The organism is Achromobacter sp. ISS7 (genome assembly GCF_056523125.1).
Window position 1 is genome coordinate 6,406,906 of sequence record NZ_JAWRZD010000001.1, and the last position, 21,973, is coordinate 6,428,878.

19 protein-coding genes are annotated in these 21,973 nt (G+C 68.8%); 5 read left to right on the forward strand and 14 right to left on the reverse strand.

Translation table 11 applies throughout. The annotated features are described in order from the left end of the window. The first annotated feature begins 12 nt into the window (after nt 1-12). Nucleotides 13-2,289, forward strand: coding sequence for an acyl-CoA dehydrogenase (locus AC1HFW_RS29105; protein ID WP_479286128.1), 2,277 nt, complete (start codon nt 13-15; stop codon nt 2,287-2,289). Here AC1HFW_RS29105 and def read toward each other — a convergent pair. From def to glyQ, 8 genes are all read right to left on the reverse strand, one after another. Further along, nucleotides 2,277-2,810: a peptide deformylase gene (gene def / locus AC1HFW_RS29110; protein ID WP_006393025.1), complete on the reverse strand. Its 534-nt coding sequence runs from the start codon at nt 2,808-2,810 to the stop codon at nt 2,277-2,279. The two genes, AC1HFW_RS29105 and def, sit on opposite strands and share 13 nt — an antisense overlap. 204 nt (nt 2,811-3,014) lie before the next feature. Continuing rightward, nucleotides 3,015-3,410 carry a lactoylglutathione lyase gene (gene gloA / locus AC1HFW_RS29115; RefSeq protein ID WP_006388855.1) on the reverse strand — a complete coding sequence of 132 codons (396 nt, stop codon included), beginning with the start codon at nt 3,408-3,410 and terminating at the stop codon, nt 3,015-3,017. Nucleotides 3,411-3,421: 11 nt separating this feature from the next. Next, a complete protein-coding gene (locus AC1HFW_RS29120) occupies nt 3,422-4,564 on the reverse strand; it encodes a 2-aminoethylphosphonate--pyruvate transaminase (protein WP_479286130.1) in 1,143 nt (380 codons plus the stop codon). A 56-nt stretch (nt 4,565-4,620) separates the two neighbouring features. Continuing rightward, nucleotides 4,621-5,604: a M48 family metallopeptidase gene (locus AC1HFW_RS29125; RefSeq protein ID WP_479286132.1), complete on the reverse strand. Its 984-nt coding sequence runs from the start codon at nt 5,602-5,604 to the stop codon at nt 4,621-4,623. Further along, nucleotides 5,591-6,319 (reverse strand): lysophospholipid acyltransferase family protein, encoded by a 729-nt coding sequence (locus tag AC1HFW_RS29130; protein WP_054474610.1) that lies wholly within the window; start codon nt 6,317-6,319, stop codon nt 5,591-5,593. Before AC1HFW_RS29130 ends, AC1HFW_RS29125 begins: the two co-directional genes overlap by 14 nt. Continuing rightward, nucleotides 6,319-6,858 (reverse strand): D-glycero-beta-D-manno-heptose 1,7-bisphosphate 7-phosphatase, encoded by a 540-nt coding sequence (gmhB, locus tag AC1HFW_RS29135; RefSeq protein WP_479286134.1) that lies wholly within the window; start codon nt 6,856-6,858, stop codon nt 6,319-6,321. The genes AC1HFW_RS29130 and gmhB overlap by 1 nt, the downstream gene beginning before the upstream one ends. Then, nucleotides 6,855-8,993, reverse strand: a complete 2,139-nt coding sequence (gene glyS, locus AC1HFW_RS29140) for a glycine--tRNA ligase subunit beta (protein ID WP_479286135.1) — start codon at nt 8,991-8,993, stop codon at nt 6,855-6,857. The genes gmhB and glyS overlap by 4 nt, the downstream gene beginning before the upstream one ends. Next, nucleotides 8,994-9,905, reverse strand: coding sequence for a glycine--tRNA ligase subunit alpha (glyQ, locus tag AC1HFW_RS29145; protein WP_006393031.1), 912 nt, complete (start codon nt 9,903-9,905; stop codon nt 8,994-8,996). Between the two features lie 257 nt (nt 9,906-10,162). Here glyQ and AC1HFW_RS29150 point away from each other — a divergent pair, with 257 nt between their 5' ends. Together AC1HFW_RS29150 and AC1HFW_RS29155 are read left to right on the forward strand one after the other, a co-directional pair. Further along, on the forward strand, nt 10,163-10,930 hold the full coding sequence (locus AC1HFW_RS29150; RefSeq protein WP_006393032.1) for a crotonase/enoyl-CoA hydratase family protein: 768 nt from the start codon (nt 10,163-10,165) through the stop codon (nt 10,928-10,930). A gap of 162 nt (nt 10,931-11,092) precedes the next feature. Next, nucleotides 11,093-12,616 (forward strand): fumarate hydratase, encoded by a 1,524-nt coding sequence (locus AC1HFW_RS29155; protein WP_061072385.1) that lies wholly within the window; start codon nt 11,093-11,095, stop codon nt 12,614-12,616. Nucleotides 12,617-12,728: 112 nt separating this feature from the next. Here the strand turns inward: AC1HFW_RS29155 and AC1HFW_RS29160 are convergent, their stop codons facing one another. From AC1HFW_RS29160 to AC1HFW_RS29175, 4 genes are all read right to left on the reverse strand, one after another. Continuing rightward, nucleotides 12,729-14,183, reverse strand: coding sequence for a PAS domain-containing protein (locus AC1HFW_RS29160; RefSeq protein WP_479286138.1), 1,455 nt, complete (start codon nt 14,181-14,183; stop codon nt 12,729-12,731). Between the two features lie 113 nt (nt 14,184-14,296). Continuing rightward, a complete protein-coding gene (locus AC1HFW_RS29165) occupies nt 14,297-15,535 on the reverse strand; it encodes a CaiB/BaiF CoA transferase family protein (protein WP_479286140.1) in 1,239 nt (412 codons plus the stop codon). Continuing rightward, on the reverse strand, nt 15,532-16,392 hold the full coding sequence (locus AC1HFW_RS29170) for a MaoC/PaaZ C-terminal domain-containing protein (RefSeq protein ID WP_479286141.1): 861 nt from the start codon (nt 16,390-16,392) through the stop codon (nt 15,532-15,534). The genes AC1HFW_RS29165 and AC1HFW_RS29170 overlap by 4 nt, the downstream gene beginning before the upstream one ends. Before the next feature lie 7 nt (nt 16,393-16,399). After that, nucleotides 16,400-17,314 (reverse strand): SDR family NAD(P)-dependent oxidoreductase, encoded by a 915-nt coding sequence (locus AC1HFW_RS29175; protein ID WP_006393037.1) that lies wholly within the window; start codon nt 17,312-17,314, stop codon nt 16,400-16,402. Nucleotides 17,315-17,462: 148 nt separating this feature from the next. Between AC1HFW_RS29175 and AC1HFW_RS29180 the strand changes: the two genes are divergently transcribed. Next, on the forward strand, nt 17,463-18,362 hold the full coding sequence (locus AC1HFW_RS29180; protein ID WP_006393038.1) for a LysR family transcriptional regulator: 900 nt from the start codon (nt 17,463-17,465) through the stop codon (nt 18,360-18,362). Between the two features lie 266 nt (nt 18,363-18,628). After that, nucleotides 18,629-19,612 carry a Bug family tripartite tricarboxylate transporter substrate binding protein gene (locus AC1HFW_RS29185; RefSeq protein WP_479286143.1) on the forward strand — a complete coding sequence of 328 codons (984 nt, stop codon included), beginning with the start codon at nt 18,629-18,631 and terminating at the stop codon, nt 19,610-19,612. Between the two features lie 376 nt (nt 19,613-19,988). Here AC1HFW_RS29185 and AC1HFW_RS29190 read toward each other — a convergent pair whose 3' ends face one another. Together AC1HFW_RS29190 and AC1HFW_RS29195 are read right to left on the reverse strand one after the other, a co-directional pair. Further along, a complete protein-coding gene (locus tag AC1HFW_RS29190) occupies nt 19,989-20,942 on the reverse strand; it encodes an NAD(P)H-dependent flavin oxidoreductase (RefSeq protein WP_479286145.1) in 954 nt (317 codons plus the stop codon). A gap of 19 nt (nt 20,943-20,961) precedes the next feature. After that, a complete protein-coding gene (locus AC1HFW_RS29195; protein ID WP_061074406.1) occupies nt 20,962-21,939 on the reverse strand; it encodes a Bug family tripartite tricarboxylate transporter substrate binding protein in 978 nt (325 codons plus the stop codon). Nucleotides 21,940-21,973: the final 34 nt, after the last annotated feature.

Sequence of the window (21,973 nt, forward strand, 5' to 3'; positions counted from 1 at the left end):
AGAGGGGAGCACATGGATTTCAACGCATGGCGCCGGCGCCGCATCTCTGAACCCGCGTACCGCTGGGCGCGCAACGCGATGCCGCCGCTCTCGGCCACCGAACGCGAGGCCATCGAGGCCGGCGACACCTGGTGGGAAGCCGACCTGTTCACCGGCAACCCCGACTGGCGCAAGCTGCTGGACGTGCCCGCCGCCGCCCTGACGCCGGACGAGCAACGCTTCATCGACGGCCCGGTGGCGCAGCTGTGCGCCATGCTGGATGAATGGGACATCACCTGGCACCGGCGCGACCTGCCGCCCGAGGTCTGGACCTTCCTGAAGACGCAGCGCTTCTTCGGCATGATCATTCCCAAGCGCCACGGCGGCCTGGGTTTCTCGCCCTATGCGCATTCCGAGGTGGTGCGGCGCATCTCCGCCTATTCGATCACCGCCGGCGTCACGGTCATGGTGCCCAACTCGCTCGGGCCGGGCGAGCTGCTGATGCAGTTCGGCACGCAGGCCCAGCGCGATTACTGGCTGCCGCGCCTGGCCGACGGCCGCGAGGTGCCGTGCTTCGGCCTGACCAGCCCCGAGGCCGGCTCCGATGCCGCCTCCATGGTCGATACCGGCGTGGTCTGCCGCCAGGTGGTGGATGGCCGCGAGCTGATCGGCGTGCGCCTGAACTGGCACAAGCGCTACATCACGCTGGGGCCGGTGGCGACGGTGCTGGGGCTGGCGTTCAAGATGTCGGACCCCGACGGCATCCTGGGCGAGGCGCGCGACATCGGCATCTCGGTGGCGCTGGTGCCGACCGACGCGCCGGGCGTCGAGATCGGCCGCCGCCACCTGCCGGCGATGCAGGTGTTCCAGAACGGCCCCAACCGCGGCCGCGACGTGTTCGTGCCGCTGGACGCGCTGATCGGCGGGGTCGAGCGCGCCGGCCATGGCTGGCAGATGCTGATGAGCGCGCTGGCGGCGGGGCGCGGCATTTCATTGCCGTCGCTGTCGGCGGCGGCGTGCGTGATGAGCGCGCACGCCACCGGCATGTACGCGCGGGTGCGGGAACAGTTCGGCATTCCCGTCGGCAAGTTCGAGGGCGTGCAGGAGAAACTGGCCAGCCTGGCGGGCAATGCCTACCTGGTGGAAGCGGCCCGGCGCCTGACCTGCGCGGCGCTGAACCAGGGCGTGAAGCCGGCGGTGGTGTCCGGCATCATGAAGTACCACGCCACCGAGCGCATGCGGGTGTCGGTCAACGACGCCATGGACGTGCACGCGGGCCGCGCGGTGATCGACGGCCCCAGCAACTACCTGGGCGCGCTGTACCGGGCGGTGCCCATCGCCATCACGGTCGAGGGCGCCAACATCCTGACGCGCAACCTGATCATCTTCGGCCAGGGCGCGATCCGCGCCCATCCCTACCTGATGCCGGAGATCCTGGCGCTGGGCAATCCCGACGAAGAGCGCGGCATGGAAGTGTTCCATGACGTGTTCTGGCGCCACCTGCGACACACCGGCATGAACACGCTGCGCGCCATCGGCCGCGCCTGGACCGGCGGCGTGCTGGCGCCGTCGCCGGTGTCCGGCCCGACCGCCGGCCACTACCGCCGGCTGGGCCGCTACGCGGCCGGCTTCGCGCTGCTGGCCGACGCCACGCTGGCGCGGCTGGGCGGCGGCCTCAAGCGCCGCGAGATGATCTCGGCGCGGCTGGGCGACATCCTGGCCGAGCTTTACCTGCTGTCGGCCGTGCTCAAGCGCTGGGAGGACGACGGGCGCAAGCACGACGACCTGCCGCTGGTGCGCTGGTGCATGGCGCAGGGCTACGCCGAAATCGAAAAGCGCATGGACCAGGTGCTGTCGAACCTGCCCGGCCGGCCGCTGGCCTGGGCGTTGCGCGCGGCCATCCTGCCGCTGCGCCTGGCCAAGGGGCCGGACGATGCCCTCAGCCGCGAATGCGCGGAACTGCTGCTCAAGCCGTCGCCGACCCATGTGCGGCTGGCGGCCGACCTGCAGCGCGTGTCCGGCAGCGGCGGCCAGGGCGACGCCGATCCGCTGGCGCTGCTGACCCGCGCGTTTGCCCTGGTGGATGCGGTGCAGCCGATCCGCGACCGGCTGCACCAGTCGGGCGTGCGCGATTGGCGCGAGGCGCACCGGCACGGCGCGATCACGGCGACGCAGGCGGCGCAGCTGGAAGAGGCCGAGGCGATCGTCTCGCGGGTGTTGCAGGTGGATGATTTCGCGCCGGAGGAGCTGGCGCCGCGGGAGGCGGGCGTGGACCCGGCTCCCGCGCCGCGGGACGATCAGTCGTCCTGATTCGGGTCCATGCCCGGGAACAGGATTTCGGTGAAGCCGAACTTCGAGAAATCCTGGATCCGGGAAGGATAGAGCCGGCCGATCAGGTGGTCGCATTCGTGCTGCACCACGCGGGCGTGGAAGCCCTCGGCCTCGCGGTCGATGTCGCGGCCGTACGGATCCTTGCCCTGGTAGCGGATGCGGCGGTAGCGCGGCACCAGGCCGCGCAGGCCCGGCACCGACAGGCAGCCTTCCCAGCCGTCTTCCATTTCGTCGGACAGCGGCGTGATGACCGGATTGCACAGGATCGTCTGCGGCACCGCCGGCGCGTCGGGATAGCGCTCGTTGCGGTCGAAACCGAAGATGACCAGCTGCAGGTCCACGCCGATCTGCGGCGCGGCCAGGCCCACCCCTTGCGCCGCCGCCATGGTCTCGAACATGTCTTCGATCAGGGCGTGCAGTTCGGGGGTATCGAAGCGCTCGACCGGCGGCGCGACGCGCAGCAGCCGGGGATCGCCCATTTTGAGGATGGAGTGGATCATGGCGTTGTTGGAAAAAGAAGTGGTCTGTCGTTAGAAGAGGACTTTCCCCGCCGGGCCGCCCCAAGGGGAAAGCGCCCCCTCGGGGGGCAGCTAGCCCACGCAGTGGGCGCGGCGTGGGGGCTTAATCCTCCGCCGGGCCGCCCCAAGGGGAAAGCGCCCCCTCGGGGGGCAGCTAGCCCACGCAGTGGGCGCGGCGTGGGGGCCTCAATCCACCCGTCCTTTCTTTTGGATGAACTCGATCTTGTAGCCGTCCGGATCTTCCACGAAGGCGATCACGGTGGTGCCGTGCTTCATCGGGCCGGCCTCGCGGGTGACCTTGCCGCCGCGTTCCTTGACCTTGTCACAGGCTTCATAGGCGTTGTCGACTTCCAGGGCGATGTGGCCGTAGCCGGTGCCCAGGTCGTACTTGTCGGTGTCCCAGTTGTGGGTCAGCTCGATCACGGCGCCTTCGGACTCATCCTGGTAGCCGACGAACGCCAGCGTGAACTTGCCGTCGGGGTAGTCGTTGCGGCGCAGGACGCGCATGCCGAGCACGTTGGTGTAGAAGTCGATGGACTTGTCGAGGTTGCCGACTCGCAGCATGGTGTGGAGCATACGCATGGTGGAATTCCTTAAGCGATGAGAGGTGGGGGGAAGCCGTGGACGCGTCCGGCGGATTCCCGCGTTATGCCGAGGTCCTGCAGCGCGCCGCCCATGGCGTCGACCGCAAGCCGCATCTGGTCGGGCCCGAAGGCGCCGATGCAACCGCCCCGGAAAGTGGGCAGTTCGGTGTTGGTGAAATTGCTGAGCACGAAGCCACGCTGCTTGAGCGCGTCCACGAACAGCTGCAGGTTCCAGGTCGGCGCGTCGGGCGCGTGCACGTTGACGACGATCGGTCCTTGCAGCGCGGGCGGCAGGTAGGGGCTGAGCCCCAGGTCGGCCACGCCGTCGTAGAGGGTGCGCATGTTGGCGGTGTAGCGCGCCAGCCGGGCTTCGCGGCCTTCCTGATGATACAACTCCAGCGCCACGGCCAGCGCCGCCAGCGTCGGCGCCGGTGGCGTGAAGCGCGGGCCGGCGTTGGGCGCCAGGGTGTGCTGGTAGATGTCGGCCAGGTCCAGCGACCAGCTGCCGGCGTTGCCGCGCGCGGCATCCAGGCTGTCGCGGCGGCCCACCACGAAGGCGGCGCCGGGCAGGCCTTCCAGGCATTTGTTGGCGGTCAGCACCACGGCGTCCACGGCCGGCAGCGCGCGCAGGTCGAGCGGCAGCGCGCCGAAGGCCGAGACCGCGTCGACGATGACGCGGCGGCCCAGCGCGTGGGCGATGCGGGCCAGTTCCGGCACGTCGTGGCAGATGCCGCTGCCGGTCTCGCTGTAGACCAGCGCCACGTGCGTCAGGCTCGGATCCTGTTCCAACGCCTGGGCCACGGCCTGGGGATCGACGCGGTCGCGCGCGCCGACATACAGCGGCACGGCGACGCGGCCGGCCTCGGCGGCCAGCTTCTGCAAACGGCCCGCGTAGGCGCCGGTGGACGGCACCAGCAGGCGGCCGCCGGCCGGCACCAGGGTGCGGATCGCGGCTTCCACGGCGAAGTGGCCGCAGCCCGGCAGCGCCAGCGCCACGTGTTCGCGCGCGTCGGCCTGGGCCACGCGCAGCACGCCGTCGCAGACCTCGCGGTACAGCGCGCGGAATTCGTTGTCCCAGGGCGCATAGTCCTGCGCCATGGCGGCCTTCACCCGCGCATCGGTCGTGACCGGGCCGGGAATCAGCAGAAGCATGGGATGTCTCCGTGGGGGCTGGGCCGGTTGCGGGGCAGGGGCGTCTCGCACCGATCCTAGAATTGGGGAAGCGAGGCAGGGTCGTGGCGCCGCAGCACGTTCTTCGCTTCCTCGAAATCGGGCAGGATCTGCCCGACTTCGCGCCAGAAATCCTGGCTGTGGTTCATTTCGCGCAGGTGCGCCAGTTCGTGCGCGATGACGTAGTCGATGATGGCCGGCGCGAAATGGATCAGGCGCCAGTTCAGCATGATGTTGCCGTCGCTGGTGCACGACCCCCAGCGCGTGGCCGCCGACGACAGGCGCCAGCGGCGAATCTTCAGGCCGCTGATCTGCAGGAAATGCGCCAGCCGGGCGCCGAACCAGGCGCCGGCGCGCTGCTGCAGCCAGGCCTGGGCGGCGTCGCGGATGCGGCCCTGGTCGGCGTCGGCGGGCAGCGCCAGCCACAGCGTGTCGCCGTCGGCCGGGGCTTCGGCATCGCCCGACAGGCGGGTCTGGCGGCTGTCGCCGCCCACGCCCAGCACGATGCGCTTGCCCAGGTAGGGCAGTTCGCCGCCGGCCTGCCAGCGCGTGTGGGCCATGGCCAGCTGCTGCTTGCGGGTGTGCCATTCGCGCAGCTTGGCGACGATCCAGCGGGCCTTCTCGCGCACCGCGTCGTCGATCTGCGCCAGGGTGACCCAGTTGGGCGCGGTGACGCGCAGGCCGTCGTCGGTGATGACGAAGCCGATGCTGCGGCGGCGCGAGCGCAGCAGCACGAAGCCGATGGGTTGCGGATCGGTGTCCACCTCGCGCCAGCGCGCGCCGGGCGGCAGCGGATCGGGGCAGGGGGTGGGCACGCGCGCCGCCGCATTGGGCGACAGCGTCAGCAGCGGTTCGCCGGCCGGTTTGGGGGCGGCAGCCGAGGGGGGAGGAAACAGGGTAGCGGGCGGCGTGGCCACCGGGGCCGGGCGCGCCGCGGGAGACGCGGTCAGCGGCGACGCGTCCGTGGACGCGTCGGAGTCTTGCACGTCGAACAGGAGTTCGAGCTGGTCAGTGCTGGGCATACCTTTCTGGATTGAGACGCCGCATTTCCCCTTCGATCCAGTCCTGCACTTTCTGGTTCAGTTCCTCGGGGGAGATTCCCTTCGATTCTATCGCGGGACCGATGGACAGCGTAACCATGCCCGGATATTTGACGAAAGCGTTGCGGCGCCAGCATTCGCCGGCATTGTGCGCCACCGGGATGACCACCGCACCGGTGCGCGAGGCCAGCAGCGCGCCGCCCATCTTGAAGCGCGCGGTCTTGCCCGGCGGTACGCGCGTGCCTTCCGGGAACAGCAGCGGCCAGCGGCCTTCGTCCAGCCGGACCTGTCCCTGCTTGACCACCTGGTCGAAGGCGTCGCGGCCCTTGGCGCGGTCGATGGCGATCATGCGCAGCAACGCCAGGCCCCAGCCGAAGAACGGCACCATGTGCAGTTCCTTCTTGTAGACGAAGCAGACCTCGCGCGGCATGTAGGCCGGGAAGAACAGGGTCTCCCAGGCCGACTGGTGCTTGGACAGCAGCACCGCCGGGCCGTCGGGCAGGTTCTCCCAGCCCTTGACCTGCCAGCGGATGCCGCAGAACACCTTGGCGCCCCAGATGGCCAGGCGCGGCCAGCCCACCGTGAGCTTGTAGCGCAGGTGCAGCGGCAGCGGCGCCCACAGCACGCAGGCGAAGGCGTAGGGGATGACCGTGATGGCCAGGAACAGGAAATAGAGGAACGAGCGCAGCCGGGCCATCAGTTGTCCTGGAGCAAGGCGTCGACCACGGCCGACAGGTCGTCGCAGACCCGCGTGTTCTCGGGCAGGCCGCCCTTGGCCAGCGTCTTCTTGCCGTTGCCGGTCAGCACCAGCCAGGGCGAGCAGCCGGCGGTGCTGGAGGCTTGCAGGTCGCGCAGCGAGTCGCCCACGGCCGGCACGCCGGCCAGGTCGACGTCGTAGCGATGGCCGATCTGCTCGAACATGCCGGGACGCGGCTTGCGGCAGGTGCAGTCGTCATCCGGGCCGTGCGGGCACATGAAGACGGCGTCGACGCTGCCGCCCACGGCGGCCAGTTCGCGCCGCATCTTGGTGTGGATGGCGGTCAGCGTGTCCATGTCGAACAGGCCGCGGGCCAGGCCCGACTGGTTGGTGGCAACCACCACCGTCCAGTCCGCCTGGGTCAGGCGGGCGATGGCCTGCAGGCTGCCGGGCAGGGCGATCCATTCGTCGGGACTTTTGACGAAGGCGTCGCTGTCCTGGTTGATGACGCCGTCGCGGTCGAGGATGATGAGTTTCACTGTGCCAGCCTGGAGATGTCAGCGACCTGGTTCATCAGGGTGTGCAGCTGGCCCAGCAGCGCCAGCCGGTTGGCGCGCACCGCCGGGTCTTCGGCCATGACCATGATGTCGGCGAAGAAGGCATCCACCGGCTCGCGGGCCTGGGCCAGCGTGCGCAGGTTGGCGGCGAAGTCGCCAGCGGCCAGTTGCGCCTCGGCCTGCGGACGCAGCGCGGCCACGGCGGCGGCCAGCGCCTTTTCGGCGGGCTCGACCAGGGCGGCGTCATTGACCGCGCCGATCTCGCCCTCGGCTTTCTTGAGCAGGTTGCCGATGCGCTTGTTGGCGGCGGCCAGGCTGGCGGCCTCGGGCATCTGCGCGAAGGCGGCGGCGGCGCGCACGCGCTCGGCCACCTGGTGCAGCGGCGGGGTCAGGGCAATGACGGCCTCGACCGCGTTGCGGTCGTGTTCATTGATCAGCTGGTTGCGGTAGCGCTCGTAGATGAAGGCGCGCACTTCCGCCAGCGTGTCGGCGGGGATCTTGCCGGCCGGGAAGGTGGCGGCGGTGGCGGCCAGCAGGCCGTCCAGCGACAGCGGGCCGTCCTGGTTGAGCTTGAGCCAGCCGCCGGCGGCCAGTTGCTCGAAGGCGCTGATCAGGCCCAGCGCGGCGCGGCGCAGGCCGAAGGGGTCGCGTTCGCCGGTGGGCGCCAGGCCGATGGCCCAGATGCCGACCAGGGTCTCGGCGCGTTCGGCGATGAACAGCGTGGCGGCGGTCAGGGCGTCCTGCGTGACCGGGGCGTCGTAACGGTTGCGGTACTGGGTGCGCAGGGCCTGCACGACGCTGTCCGGCTCGCCGTCGCCGGCGGCGTAGTAGGCGCCCATGATGCCTTGCAGCTCGGGGAATTCGCCCACCATGTTCGAGCCGAGGTCGGCCTTGGCCAGCAGCGCGGCGCGGTCGGCGGCGGCGACGTCGCCGCCCAGCTTGCCGGCCACGTCGCGGGCGATGGCGCGCACGCGTTCGACGCGTTCGAGCTGGGTGCCCAGCTTGTTGTGGTAGACGATCGAGCCCAGTTGCTCGACGCGCGCGGCCAGCGGCGTCTTGCGGTCGGTCTCGAAGAAGAACTGGGCATCGGCCAGGCGCGGACGCACCACGCGCTGGTTGCCTTCGACGATGTTCACCGGGTTGTCCGTGTGCATGTTGCTCACGATCAGGAAGCGGTGCGTCAGGCGGCCGCTGGCCGGGTCGAACAGCGGGAAGTACTTCTGGTTCAGGCGCATGGTCAGGATCAGGCATTCCTGCGGCACTTGCAGGAACTGTTCCTCGAACTCGCCCACGTAGACGGTGGGGTGTTCGACCAGGGCGGTGACTTCATCGAGCAGGGCGGCCACTTCGGGGTCGTCGCCCAGCGTGGCCGACAGGCGGCCGGCGTGGTCCAGCAACTGGCGCTGGATTTCGTCGCGGCGGCCTTCGAACGAGGCCACCACGCGGCCCTTCTCGGCCAGGGTGGCGGCGTAGGCGTCGGCATCGGCGATGGCGATGGCGCCGCTGCTCATGTAGCGGTGGCCGAGCGTTTCGCGGCCGGCGGTCAGGCCGAGGGCGGCCACGGGCACGACGTCGGCGCCGAACAGCGCGATCAGGCCGTGCGCCGGGCGCACGAACTTGACGGTGGTTTCGCCATCGGCCAGCTGGTAGCGCATGACCTTGGGGATCGGCAGGCCGTCGATGGCCGCGTCGATGCCTTCCTGCAGGCCGGCGGCCAGCGAGGCGCCGGGCGCGGTGCCGCGGGCGACCAGGTAGTCCTGCTTGCCGTCGGATTCACGTTCCAGGGTGGCCAGGTCGATGTTTTCCAGGCCCTTGGCGGCCAGCTTCTTCTGCAGCGCCGGGGTGGCCTTGCCGTCTTCGGTCAGGCCGATCTTCACGGGCATCAGCTTTTCGGCGTAGGCCTGGTCGGGCGCCTGGGCCAGCACCGCCGACAGGCGCACCGCCAGGCGGCGCGGCGTGGCGTAGGGCTGCACGGCGCAGCCGTCGGCCAGCAGGCCGTGGCGCGCCAGCGTGGCGCGCACGCCCTCGGCGAAAGCCTGGCCCAGCTTCTGCAGGGCCTTGGGCGGGAGTTCTTCGGTCAGCAGCTCGACCAGCAGGGGGCGGATGTTCGTCGTCATTTATGCAGCCTCCCCGGCGGCCTTGTCGCGGCCCAGCATGGGAAAGCCCAGTCGTTCGCGGGAATCGTAGTAGGCCTGCGCGACGGCGCGCGACAGGTTGCGGATGCGGCCGATGTAGGCGGCGCGCTCGGTGACGCTGATCGCGCCGCGCGCGTCCAGCATGTTGAAGGTGTGCGCGGCCTTCAGGGTGGCTTCGTACGCGGGCAGCGCCAGCGGCACGTCCATCAGGCGCTTGGCCTCGGCCTCGTAGTCGTTGAAGTGCGCGAACAGCATCTCGGCCGACGAGTACTCGAAGTTGTAGGTGGACTGTTCGACTTCGTTCTGGTGGAACACGTCGCGGTACAGCACGCGATTGCCGTTGGCGCCTTCGGTCCAGACCAGGTCGTACACGCTCTGCACGTCTTGCAGGTACATGGCCAGGCGTTCCAGGCCGTAGGTGATCTCGCCCGTGGTCGGGGTGCAATCCAGGCCGCCGACCTGCTGGAAGTAGGTGAACTGGGTCACTTCCATGCCGTTCAGCCACACTTCCCAGCCCAGGCCCCAGGCGCCCAGCGTCGGGTTTTCCCAGTCGTCCTCGACGAAGCGGATGTCGTGCTGCGTCGGGTCGATGCCCAGCGCCTTGAGCGAACCGATGTACAGGTCCAGGATTTCAGGGGGCGCGGGTTTCAGCACCACCTGGTACTGGTAATAGTGCTGCAGGCGGTTGGGGTTCTCGCCGTAGCGGCCATCCTTGGGGCGGCGCGAGGGCTGCACGTAGGCCGCGCGCCAGGGCTCCGGGCCGATCGCCCGCAGGAAGGTGGCGGTGTGCGAGGTGCCGGCGCCGACTTCCATGTCGTAGGGCTGCAGCAGGGCGCAACCCTGCTTGTCCCAGTATTCCTGGAGCGTAAGGATGATTTGCTGAAAGGTGAGCATAGGATTCTTGGAATTCGGTCGCCGGGCGACGTCTGCCGTGGGCGTGGGAAACCGGGCATTTTAACTGGCCCGGGGCGGCCCCGGGGGCCGGACCCCGGAATTGCGGTTACATCCTCGCGGTTACATCTCGGACGGGGCGTGCTCCAGGCGGACGTTGCCCCGCCGGCGCCCTGCGGCGGCCTGGCATTGGTCGTATCATTCCAGGTTGACCAGTCTTATATAAAACCAATATCCAAACCCCCGGAAGGAGCATCCGCATGTCTGACCTGATCAAGGTGGAAGTCGCCGACGGCATCCAGATCATCACCATCAACCGCCCCGAGGCCAAGAACGCCATCAACCTGGAAACCGCCCAGGCCATGGCCGCGGCGCTCGACCAGCTGGACAGCCGCGACGACGTGCGCATCGGCATCCTGACGGGCGCGGGCGGCACGTTCTCGTCGGGGATGGACCTGAAGGCGTTCGCCAAGTCGGGCCAGCGCCCCTACGTCGAAGGCCGCGGCTTCGCCGGCCTGAACGAAGCGCCGCCGAAAAAGCCGCTGATCGCCGCGGTCGAAGGCTACGCGCTGGCCGGCGGTTGCGAGATGGCCCTGGCGTCCGACCTGATCGTGGCCGCCAGCAACGCCAAGTTCGGCCTGCCCGAAGTCAAGCGCGGCCTGGTGGCCGGCGCCGGCGGCATGCTGCGCCTGCCGCGCCGCCTGCCGTACCACATCGCCATGGAAGTGATCCTGACCGGCGACATGCTGGGCGCCGAGCGGGCCTACGGCTTCGGCCTGGTCAACCGCCTGACCGAGCCGGGCGGCGCCCTGGCCGGCGCGCTGGAACTGGCCCGCGCCATCGTCGAGAACGGCCCGCTGTCGGTGCAGACCGCCAAGAGCATCGTGGCGCAGTCCGGCGACTGGACCCAGGAAGAGATGTTCGGCCGCCAGCGTCCGCTGATCGCCCACATCTTCTCGTCGGCCGACGCCAAGGAAGGCGCCACCGCTTTCGCGGAGAAGCGCAAGCCGGTCTGGCAAGGAAAATGAATGAATGCCCCCACGCCGCGCTCGCTGCGCGAGCTAGCTGCCCCCCGAGGGGGCCCTTTTGCCTTGGGGCGGCCCGGCGGCAAAAGTAATCTTTTCACCAGCGCGGCTGGCCGGTAGGTCGGCCGCGTTTTCACGTTCTCCCTTCGTTAATCGCATATCGCCATGTCCGTCCTCATCAAAGAAGAAGACTTCATCCAGTCGATAGCCGATGGCATCCAGTTCATCAGCTATTACCACCCCGTCGACTACATCCGCCACCTGGCCCGCGCCTACGAGCGCGAGGAAAGCCCGGCCGCGCGCGACGCGATGGCCCAGATCCTGACCAACTCGCGCATGTGCGCCGAGGGCAAGCGCCCGCTGTGCCAGGACACCGGCATCGTCAACGTGTTCCTGAAGGTCGGCATGGGCGTGCGTTTCGACACCAAGCGCACCCTGCAGGAACTGTGTGACGAAGGCGTGCGCCGCGGCTACCTGAACCCGGACAATCCCCTGCGCGCCTCGGTGCTGGACGATCCGCTGTTCGCCCGCAAGAACACCCGCGACAACACACCCTGTATCCTGCACGTCGAGCTTGTCCCGGGTGACAAGGTCGACGTGCAGCTGGCTTCGAAGGGCGGCGGTTCGGAAAACAAGTCCAAGTTCGCCATGCTCAACCCCAGCGATTCGCTGGTGGACTGGGTGCTCAAGACGGTCCCGACCATGGGCGCCGGCTGGTGCCCGCCGGGCATGCTGGGCATCGGCGTCGGCGGCACCGCCGAAAAGGCCATGCTGATGGCCAAGCAGTCGCTGATGGAAGACATCGACATGTACGAACTGCTGGCCCGCGGCCCGCAGAACAAGCTCGAAGAGCTGCGCATCGAGCTGTACGAAAAGGTCAACGCGCTGGGCATCGGCGCCCAGGGCCTGGGCGGCCTGACCACCGTGCTGGACGTCAAGATCAGCACCTTCCCGACGCACGCGGCCTCCAAGCCCGTCGCCATGATCCCGAACTGCGCGGCCACGCGCCACGCCCACTTCGAGCTGGACGGCTCGGGCCCGGCGCGCCTGGATCCGCCGTCGCTGTCGGAATGGCCGGAAGTGCACTGGGCGCCGGACTACAACAAGTCCAGGCAGGTCGACCTGAACACGCTGACGAAGGAAGAAGTCGCCAGCTGGAAGCCGGGCCAGACCCTGCTGCTGTCGGGCAAGATGCTGACCGGCCGCGACGCCGCGCACAAGCGCATCCAGGACATGCTGGCCAAGGGCGAGCCGCTGCCGGTGGACTTCACCAACCGCGTCATCTACTACGTCGGCCCGGTCGATCCGGTGCGCGACGAAGTGGTGGGCCCGGCCGGTCCCACCACCGCCACCCGCATGGACAAGTTCACCGACATGATGCTGGAGCAGACCGGCCTGATCGCCATGATCGGCAAGTCCGAGCGCGGCCCGGTCGCCATCGAGTCGATCAAGCAGCACGGCTCGGCCTACCTGATGGCCGTGGGCGGCGCGGCTTACCTGGTGTCCAAGGCGATCCGCGGCGCCAAGGTGCTGGGTTTCGCCGACCTGGGCATGGAAGCCATCTACGAGTTCGACGTGAAGGATATGCCGGTGACCGTGGCGGTTGACGCCCAGGGCACCTCGGTCCACACCACCGGCCCGAAGGAATGGCAGGCCAGGATCGGCAAGATCCCGGTCGCCACGGCGTAAGCCGGCAGCGGCAAAGCAGAACGGGCGCCGGTGACGGCGCCCGTTTTTTTTTGCTGTTTTCCGGCGCCGCCGGACGAGCCGGCGTGAGATTGTCCTGTCCGCCGGAGCGGTATCAATAGCGCACGTACTCCAGCGCCTGGCGCGACGGCGCCGCCGCGCTGGCCGCGTTGGCCCGCGCGGGCGCCGGGGTCCGGCTTGCCGCGGGATGCGCATGCGCGTCGTAGGCGCGCTGCCGTTCGTGGGCCGCCTCGGCCGTCATCTGCGTGATGTCCTCGGTCACTTCGCCCAGCTTGGCCGATTGCGCCAGCGAGACTTCCACCACGTCGCCCATGATCTCGGTGACACGGCGCGACGAGGTCACGATGTTCTCCATGGTGGCGCCGGCGGACTGCACCTGTTCGGCGCCGTTGCCGATCTGCTGGACCGACGTGGTGATCAGGTCCTTGATCTCCTTGGCCGCGGACGCACTGTTCTGGGCCAGGCTGCGCACTTCCGCCGCCACCACCGCGAAGCCCTTGCCGTGCGGGCCGGCGCGCGCCGCCTCGACCGCCGCGTTCAGCGCCAGGATGTTGGTCTGGAACGCGATGCCGTCCATCACGCCGATGATTTCCGAGATGCGCCGCGAGCTGTCGGTGATGGCGCCCATGGTGGCCACCACGCCGGCCACGGTCTTGCCGCCTTCCTCGGCGATCAGGCAGGCGTCGCGTGCCAGCGTGTTGGCCTGGCCGGCGCGTTCGGCGTTCTCGGTCAGGCCCTGCACCGCCACCCGCAGCGTCTGCGCGGCGGTGAAGCGCTTGGTGATGTCGGTGGCGAACTTCACCACCTTGAACGGCCGGCCTTCGGCGTCGAAGATCGGGTTGTAGCTGGCCTCGATCCAGACGTGGCGGCCGTTCTTGCCGATGCGCAGGTATTGGCCGGTGTCGTACTCGCCGCCGCGCAGCTTGCGCCAGAATTCCTTGTAGGCCGGGCCGCGCGTTTCTTCCGGCAGCACCAACATGCTGTGGTGCCTGCCGCGCAATTCGTCTTCGCGATAGCCCATGGCGTCCAGGAACAGGTCGTTGGCGCGGAGGATGTTGCCGTCCAGGTCGAATTCGATGATGCCCTGCACCTTGGAGATGGCCGCGAGCTGGCCCTCGGTGTCGGCCTGGCGCCGTTGCTGTTCGGTGACGTCGGTGGCGTACTTGACCACCTTGAAGGGCCGGCCCTGCTGATCGAAGATCGGGTTGTAGCTGGCCTGCAGCCAGACGTCGCTGCCGTCCTTGTGGATACGGCGATAGCGGCCGGCGTCATATTCGCCGCGCTTGAGCTTGTCCCAGAAGGCACAGTATTGCGGCGTGTCGCGCCGGTCGGGCGCGACGAAGAGGCGATGGTGTTGCCCCAGCAGTTCGTCGAGCGTGTAGCCCATGGCGTCGAGGAAGTTCTGGTTGGCCATGAGCACATGGCCGTCCAGGTCGAACTCGATCACCGCCTGCGCCTTGTGGATGGCCGCGATCTGGCCGTGAAGGTCGGCGTTTCGCGTGTCGCGCTTGCGACGGAACAGGCGCTTGAAGGATCGGGTCGCAGGCATGGAGGCTCGCTCGCCGCGCAGGGGCGATGAATGAATCGGTGGCCCGAATCATAGAGTCAAAACCCGCGCGGGATGCGAGCCTTTGCTCGTTATATCGTCCGATAAGTAACCGCTCAATCCCCCTTGTGAGAAGGCGTCGCCATCCATTCGGCGATCGCGCTCGGCGACTTTCCCAGCACCTCGCGCAGCACTTCCTCGGTGTGCTGGCCCAGCAATGGCGGGGCGCGTCGATACACCACCGGCGAATCCGAAAAGCGCAGCGGACTGGCGGTCACCGGCGCGACGCCGCCGCCCGGATGCGGCATGTCGCGGCGCAACCGCCGCGCCTGCGCCTGCGGATGGGCGAAAGCCTGGGCGATGTCGTTGATCGGACCGCAGGGCACGCCCACCGCTTCCAGTTTGGCGATCCAGTCATCGCGCGTGCCTGTGCGCATGATGTCCGTCAGCAGCGCCACCAGCGTCTCGCGATTGGCCACGCGTAGCCGGTTGATGGCAAAGCGCGGATCGTCGCCCAGTTCCGGCGCGCCGATGGCCGCGCAATAGGCGCGGTACTGCGATTCGTTGCCGGTGGCCACGATCAGGTGGCCGTCGCGGGCGGCGAACACCTGGTAGGGCACCACGTTCTGGTGCGCGTTGCCCGCGCGCGTCGGCGCCACGCCGGAATTGAAGTAGTTGGAATTCTGGTTGGCCAGCAAGGCCACGTGGCTGTCCAGCAGCGCGATGTCCAGGTGCTGGCCCAGCCCGCTGCGGTGCCGTTCCTGCAGGGCCGCCAGGATCGCCACGGTGGCGTACATGCCGGTGACGATGTCGGTGACCGCCACGCCGGCCTTCTGCGGACCGCCGCCGGGCAGGTCGTCGCGTTCGCCGGTGATGCTCATCAGGCCGCCCATGCCCTGGATCATGAAGTCGTAGCCGGGGCGCCGCGCGAACGGCCCGTCCTGGCCGAAGCCGGTGATCGAGCAATAGATCAGGCGCGGATTGATGGCCTTCAGGCTGGCGTAGTCCAGGCCATACTTGGCCAGCCCGCCGACCTTGAAGTTCTCGACCAGGATATCGCTGACCGCCGCCAGCTCGCGGATCAGCGCGGCACCGGCCGGCGTGGCCATGTCGGCCTCGACCGAGCGCTTGTTGCGGTTGGCGCTGAGGTAATAGGCCGACTCGTTGGTGTCGACGCCCTGGCCGTCCTTCAGGAACGGCGGGCCCCAGGCGCGCGTGTCGTCGCCGACGCCGGGGCGCTCGATCTTGATGACGTCGGCGCCCAGGTCGGCCAGGTTCTGCGTGCACCAGGGGCCGGCCAGGATGCGCGACAGGTCCAGCACGCGGACGCCGTCCAATGCGGGCGGGCGCGTCATGACCGCACCTCGGCGGTGCCGTGGCTCATGACCACGATATCGCGTTCGACAGCGCGGGCGATGAAGCGTAGCTGGCCGTCCGGCATGCGCCACATGTCGCATTGCAGCGTCTCGCCCGGATACACCGGCGCCGAGAAACGCGCGTCCAGCCGGGTCAGCCGCGAGGCGTCATAGTCGCACCAGGTCTTCACCAGCGCATGCGCGGCCACGCCGTAGGAGCACAGCCCATGCAGGATCGGCTTGGGATAGCCCGCCTGGTGCGCCACCTCGGGGTCGGCGTGCAGCGGATTGCGGTCGGCGTTCAGGCGGTACAGCAGCGCCGCCTGCGGCGGAATGCGCAGTTCGCAGCGGCGCTCCGGTTCGCCCTGCGGCGCGGCGGGCAGCGGCTCGGGGCTGGCATCGCCCGGGCCGAAGCCGCCATCGCCGCGGCAGAAAGTGCTTTGCCGCAATGTGGCCAGGCGGGCGCCGGCGGTGTCGTGCAGCGTGCGTTCGGTGATGACGATGGCGCCTTTGTCCGGGCCCTTGTCGATCACGTGGGTGACGCGGCTCCTGCCGATCACGGTGCCCGACGTGGGCAGCGGCGCGTGCACCGCCAGCCGCTGTTCGCCATGCACCAGCCGCACCCAGTCGATGCCGGCGCGCGGATCGCTCATCCAGAATCCGGGATAGCCCAGCACCACGCTCATGGTGGGAAAGGCGCAAAGGTCCTTTTCATACACGTAGCGCAGCTGCCGGGTGTCCTCGGGGTCCTGCCCCAGGCCGATGCCCAGCGCGTACAGCATGGTGTCCTTGTCGTCGTAGTGCTGGCGCACGTCGTCGAAGCGCCAGTGCTTCACGGTCGCGTAATCGAGTGGCATGGCGGCCTCAGATGGGATCCCAGTCGATCACGTCGGGCGAGCGCTCCAACGCGTAGAAGTGCTTGCGCATGGCGGGCACGGCGATCTCGCCGATCAGCTCGGGCGTCCAGCCTTCGCTGTAGTGCACGCTGCGCAGCGGCCGCGGCTGGCTCATCAGCATGATCTCGTTGGCGCGCACCGCGAACACCTGCGCGGTGATGGCGCTGGCCGCGTCGCTGGCCAGGTACACGGCCATGGGCGCGACCTTGTCGGCTTCCATCTTCTTGAGTTTCTCGACGCGCGCCTTTTCCTCGTCGGTCTCGGCGGGAATCGAGCTGGTCATGCGGCTCCAGGCGAATGGCGCGATGCAGTTCGAGCGCACGTTGTAGCGCGCCATGTCCAGCGCGATCGACTTGGACAGCGCCACGATGCCGAGCTTGGCGGCGGCGTAGTTGGCTTGGCCGAAGTTGCCGATCAGGCCCGAGGTGGACGTCATGTGCACGAAGGCGCCCGATTCCTGCTCGCGAAAATACGGCGCGGCGGCGCGGCTCATGAAGAACGAGCCGTTCAGGTGCACGTCGATGACCTGGCGCCATTCCTCTTCGCTCATCTTGTGGAAAACGCGGTCGCGCAGGTTGCCGGCGTTGTTGATCACCGCGTCGACGCGGCCGAAGGCGTCGATGGCGGTCTGGATGACGCGGCTGGCGCTGTCGTAGGCGGCCACGCTGTCGGTATTGGCGACGGCTTGTCCGCCGGCCGCGGCGATCTCGCGCGCCACGGCATGCGCGGGGCCTTCGCCGCCGCCTTCGCCGGTGAGCGAGACGCCGATGTCGTTGACCACCACCTTGGCGCCCGCCTGCGCCATGGCCAGCGCGATGCCGCGGCCGATGCCGCCGCCCGCGCCGGTAACCACCACTACCTTGCCGGAAACAATACCGCTCATTGAGGCTTACTCCTGGTGCCGCGGCGCGCGCCGCGTGGGAAACAGTTCCGCGTCAAACCGTATGGTTTACGGGGTTGCCCCATGGTATGGTCGTCACGGCATTCGAAGAATTCAAAATTAGAAATGCCCCCCTTCTGTGTGGTGGAACATGAGACATGATCTGACTGACCTGCGGCTCTTCCTGAACGTGGGGGAAACGCTCAATCTGACCCGTGCGGCCGAACGCACGTTCCTGTCGCTGCCCGCCGCGAGCGCGCGCGTCAAGCACATGGAAGAGGCCTTCAAGGCGCGGCTGCTGGTGCGCATGGCCACGGGCGTGGCGCTGACGCCGGCCGGCGAGGTGCTGCTCAAGCACGCCAACGCGGTGTTCCGCCAGCTCGAGTGCCTGAACGCCGACCTGCAGCCCTATGCCAGCGGCCTGAAGGGACGGCTGCGCCTGCTGGCCAACACCACCGCCACCAATTCCTTCCTGGCCGACGCGCTGTCGACCTTCCTGGCCGAGAACCCGGACGTGGACGTCGAACTCGAAGAGAAGATCTCGGGCGACATCGTCATCGCGATCCGCGCGGGCGCCGGCGACCTGGGGCTGGTGGCCGGCAACATCGACGTCGAGGGCCTGGACGTGACGCCGCTGTTCCGCGATGAACTCACCGTGGTCACGGCGCTGGATCATCCGCTGGCGGCGTCGAAGTCGGCGCATTTCGCCGACCTGGTCGACGCCTATCAGTTCGTCGGCATTCACCCTGACAGCGCCATCCAGACCTTCCTGGAAGACATCGCCAGCGGCCTGGGCAAGCGCATCTGCCAGCGCGTGCACGTGGGCAGTTTCGAGGCCGTGTGCCGCATGGTCGAGGCCGGCGCCGGCATCGCCGTGGTGCCGCGCGCCTGCGCGGCGCGCTACAGCCGGCCCGATGCCTTGCATGTGCTGAAGCTGGACGACCCCTGGGCCCTGCGCGACCGCTTGCTGTGCCGCCAGCGCGGGCGCGACCTGCCGAGCTTTGCCGAGTGCTTCATCGAGCACGTGCAGCGGGCGGCTCGGGGGCAGTAGCCACGGCGGCCGGCGGGCCGTCGCCATGACGCCACAGCGGGCCTGCGATAGTGTCCGATCAGCGAACGTGGCCTCCCGGCGAAAGAGGGGCTTTTGAAAATGTGTAGCGGCAAAAGCGGCGGCGCGGCAAATAATAAAAAAAGCCCCGGCCGCGCCTGATGCGCGGGCAGCAGAAAAAAATGGGGCCGGCAGGCGGCAAGGCACCGCGTCGTTCAGGTGTGGCTTGCGGCCGCGCCATCGACAAGAACGAGACTCAGGAGACTGCCTTGCTAGATCCCCAACGCCGCCGCGTCATCGCGGGGCTGGGCGCCGCGTGCGCCAGCGCTTTGTTGCCTTCCTTCGCCCGCGCCGCCACCTGGCCCGGCCATGCCGTGACCTTCATCGTGCCGTTTCCGGCCGGCGGGCCGGTGGACACCACCGCGCGTTTCACGGCGCAGCCGCTGGGCCACCTGTGGTCGGTGCCGACGGTGGTGGACAACCGCTCTGGCGCGGGCGGCATCGTCGGCGCGCAGTTCGCCGCCAAGGCCGAGCCGGATGGCTACAACTTCTTCTTCGCGTCGATCCACCATGCGGTATTGCCGAGCCTGCGCGGCGACCTGACCTACGACATCACGCGCGATTTCGTGCCGGTGGGCATGGCGGCGGTGTTCCCGATCGTGCTGGTGGTGAACCCGTCGCTGCCGGTGAATTCGGTGAGCGAGTTGATCGCCTATGCGAAGGCGAATCCGGGCAAGCTGTCGTTCAGTTCCTCGGGCACGGGCGGCGGCACGCACCTGGCGGGCGAGCTGTTCAATGCGATGGCGGGGGTGAAGATCCAGCACATCCCCTACCGCGGCAGCGCGCCGGCGATGCAGGATCTGCTGGGCGGGCAGGTGCAGGTGATGTTTGCCGACGGGCCGTCGGCGGTGCCGCATCTGAAGACGGGGAAGGTGCGGGCGTTGGGGGTGGGGAATCCGACGCGGTCGAGCATGTTGCCGGGGGTGCCTACGATTGCCGAGTCGGGGGTGCCGGGGTATGAGGCGTATTCGTGGAGCGGGGTGTTGGCGCCGAAGGGGACGCCTGCTGAAATCGTGGCGCGGGTGAATGCGGATATGGTGAAGGTGTTGTCGGATCCGGCTACGGCTCAGGCGATGGTGGCGGCGGGGGCGGAGCCTAAACCCGGCAGCGCGGAGGCGTTTGGCGTTTTCGTGCGAGGCGAGGTGGTCAAGTGGCGGGAGGTGATTGCTAAGGCGGGGATCAAGGTGGAGTAGGGTTTTGGGTTCTTTAGCCGCGTGTGCGGGGGCAGGCGGGGGATGGCGGGGCTACGATTGCGGTCCGGAGCGTTCGCTCCGGACTTCCCCTTCGTCATCCTCGTTGCCGCCTGCGGCGGCTGCCTTCGGATTCCCTCGGGCGCATCTACACGCCCCGCCATCCCCCGCCTGCCCCCGCACACGCTCGTGCTTTGACTCAGCGACGGTGAGTGGGGAGGCCGGTGTGCTTGACATTTTTGCCACCGTTGGCGCGGGTTGGCGCGGTTTGCGGGGCCCGCCTCAAGGCGGCCGCGCGGGCGGCCTTTTGAGGCTTTCGTGGTGTCTTGCGGTTTGGGGGGGACGCTGCGCGCTGGTGGGATGAGTGCGCGTCAGCGCGTCAGCGCAGCAGCGCGGCTTTGGCTTCCTGGTATTCCGTTTCCAGTTGGTTCACCAGTTCGGTCACCGACAGGACTTCCTGGGTGGCGCCTACGCCTTGGCCGGCGCTCCAGATGTCTTTCCAGGGTTTGGGGCGGGAGTTCTTGTCCAGGTTGGGCGGGGGGGCGTCGTAATGGGGGAGTTGGGTGGGGTCCAGGCCCGCGGCGTGGATGCTTTCGGTGAGGTAGTTGGCGGGGACGCCGGAGAAGTAGGGGGTGTAGGTGACGTCGGCGGCCTGGGCGCGCAGGATCATTTCGCGGTAGGCGTCGTTGGCCAGGGATTCGCGGGTGGCGATGAAGCGGGTGCCCATGTAGGCGAAGTCACAGCCCAGCGCCTGGGCGGCGAGGATGTCCTTGCCGTGGCTGATGCAGCCGGACAGGGCCAGGGGGCCGTCGTGGAAGGCGCGGATCTCGTTGACCAGGGCGATGGGGTTGAGCTGGCCGGCGTGGCCGCCGGCGCCGGCGGCGACCAGGATCAGGCCGTCGACGCCGGCGTCCAGGGCGCGGCGGGCGTGGCGCACGGTGGTGACGTCGTGGTAGACCTGGCCGCCATAGGCGTGGACGGCGCGGACCACTGCCTCGGGCGGGTGCAGCGAGGTGATGACCAGCGGCACGCGGCGTTCGGCGCAGATGGCCAGGTCGCCCTGCCAGCGGGCGTTGCTGGGGTGGACGATGAGGTTGACGCCGTAGGGCGCGATTGGCGCCTGTGGATCGGCCTGGCGCGCGCGGGCCAGCTTGTCCTCGATGCGGGTGATCCACTCATGCAGCTGTTCCTGCGGTCTTGCATTCAGCGACGGGAAGGTGCCGATGATGCCGGCGCCGCATTGCGCCGCCACCAGGTCCGGGCCGGAGACCAGGAACATGGGGGCGCCGATGACGGGCAGTCGGGTCTGCGTGCGCAATGCGGATGGCTTCATAGGCGGGTTCCTGTGTGGGTCAGTTGGCCTGGATGTTGGCGCTCTGGATCACATCGGCCCACAAGGCGTACTCGCGGTCGATGCGCTGTTGCAGGGCGGCGGCGTCGCCGGTGTTGATGGTGTAGCCGCCGTCGGTCATGGCGCGGCGGAAGGCGGGGTCGCGCGAGACCTCGGACAGCGCGCGTTTCAGGCGCGCCTGCACCGCATCGGGCAGCTTGCGGGGACCGACCAGCGCGTACCAGCCGACCACCTCGTAGTCCTTCATGCCGGCCTCGATCATGGTGGGCACGTCGGGCAGCTCGGGGTTGCGGGTGCGCGACGTGACGGCCAGCGCGCGCGCCTTGCCGCTCTTGATGAACGGGATGGCGGTGCTGGTGATGTCGAACATGAAGGTGATCTTGCCGCTGACCACGTCCATCATCGCCGGCGAATTGCCGCGATACGGCACGTGCAGCATGGGCACGCCGGCCTGCTTCTTCAGCAGTTCGGCCGACAGGTGGTTCGACGCCCCGATGCCGGCCGAGCCGAACGACACGGCGTCGGGGTGGGCGCGGGCGTAGTCGACCAGTTCGCCCACGCTCCTGGCCGGCGCCTGCGGGCCGATCAGCAGCACATTGGCGTAGTCGACCACCAGGCCGATCAGCGAGAAGTCCTTGCGCGGATCGAACAGGGTGCTGCGCTGGACCAGCGGCGACATGGTCAGCGTGGGGCTGGCGGCAAAGCCCAGCAGGTAGCCGTCGGGCGGCGCCTTGGCGGTGGCGTCGGAGGCGATCATGCCGCTGGCGCCGGCGCGGTTCTCGACCACGACGGCCTGGCCCAGCTTGTCGCCCAGGTACTTGGCGAAGACGCGCGCCGTGGTGTCCACCGGGCCGCCGGGAGCGTAGCCCACCAGCAGGCGGATGGGGCGGTCGGGGTAGGCGCTGTCGGCGGCGGCGCTGGCGCCGGTCGCCATGGCCGCCACGGCGGCGGCCGCGGCGAGCAGGGTCTTGATGTTCACGCTCATGTCTCCTTGTGGAATGAGCCGGTCGCGG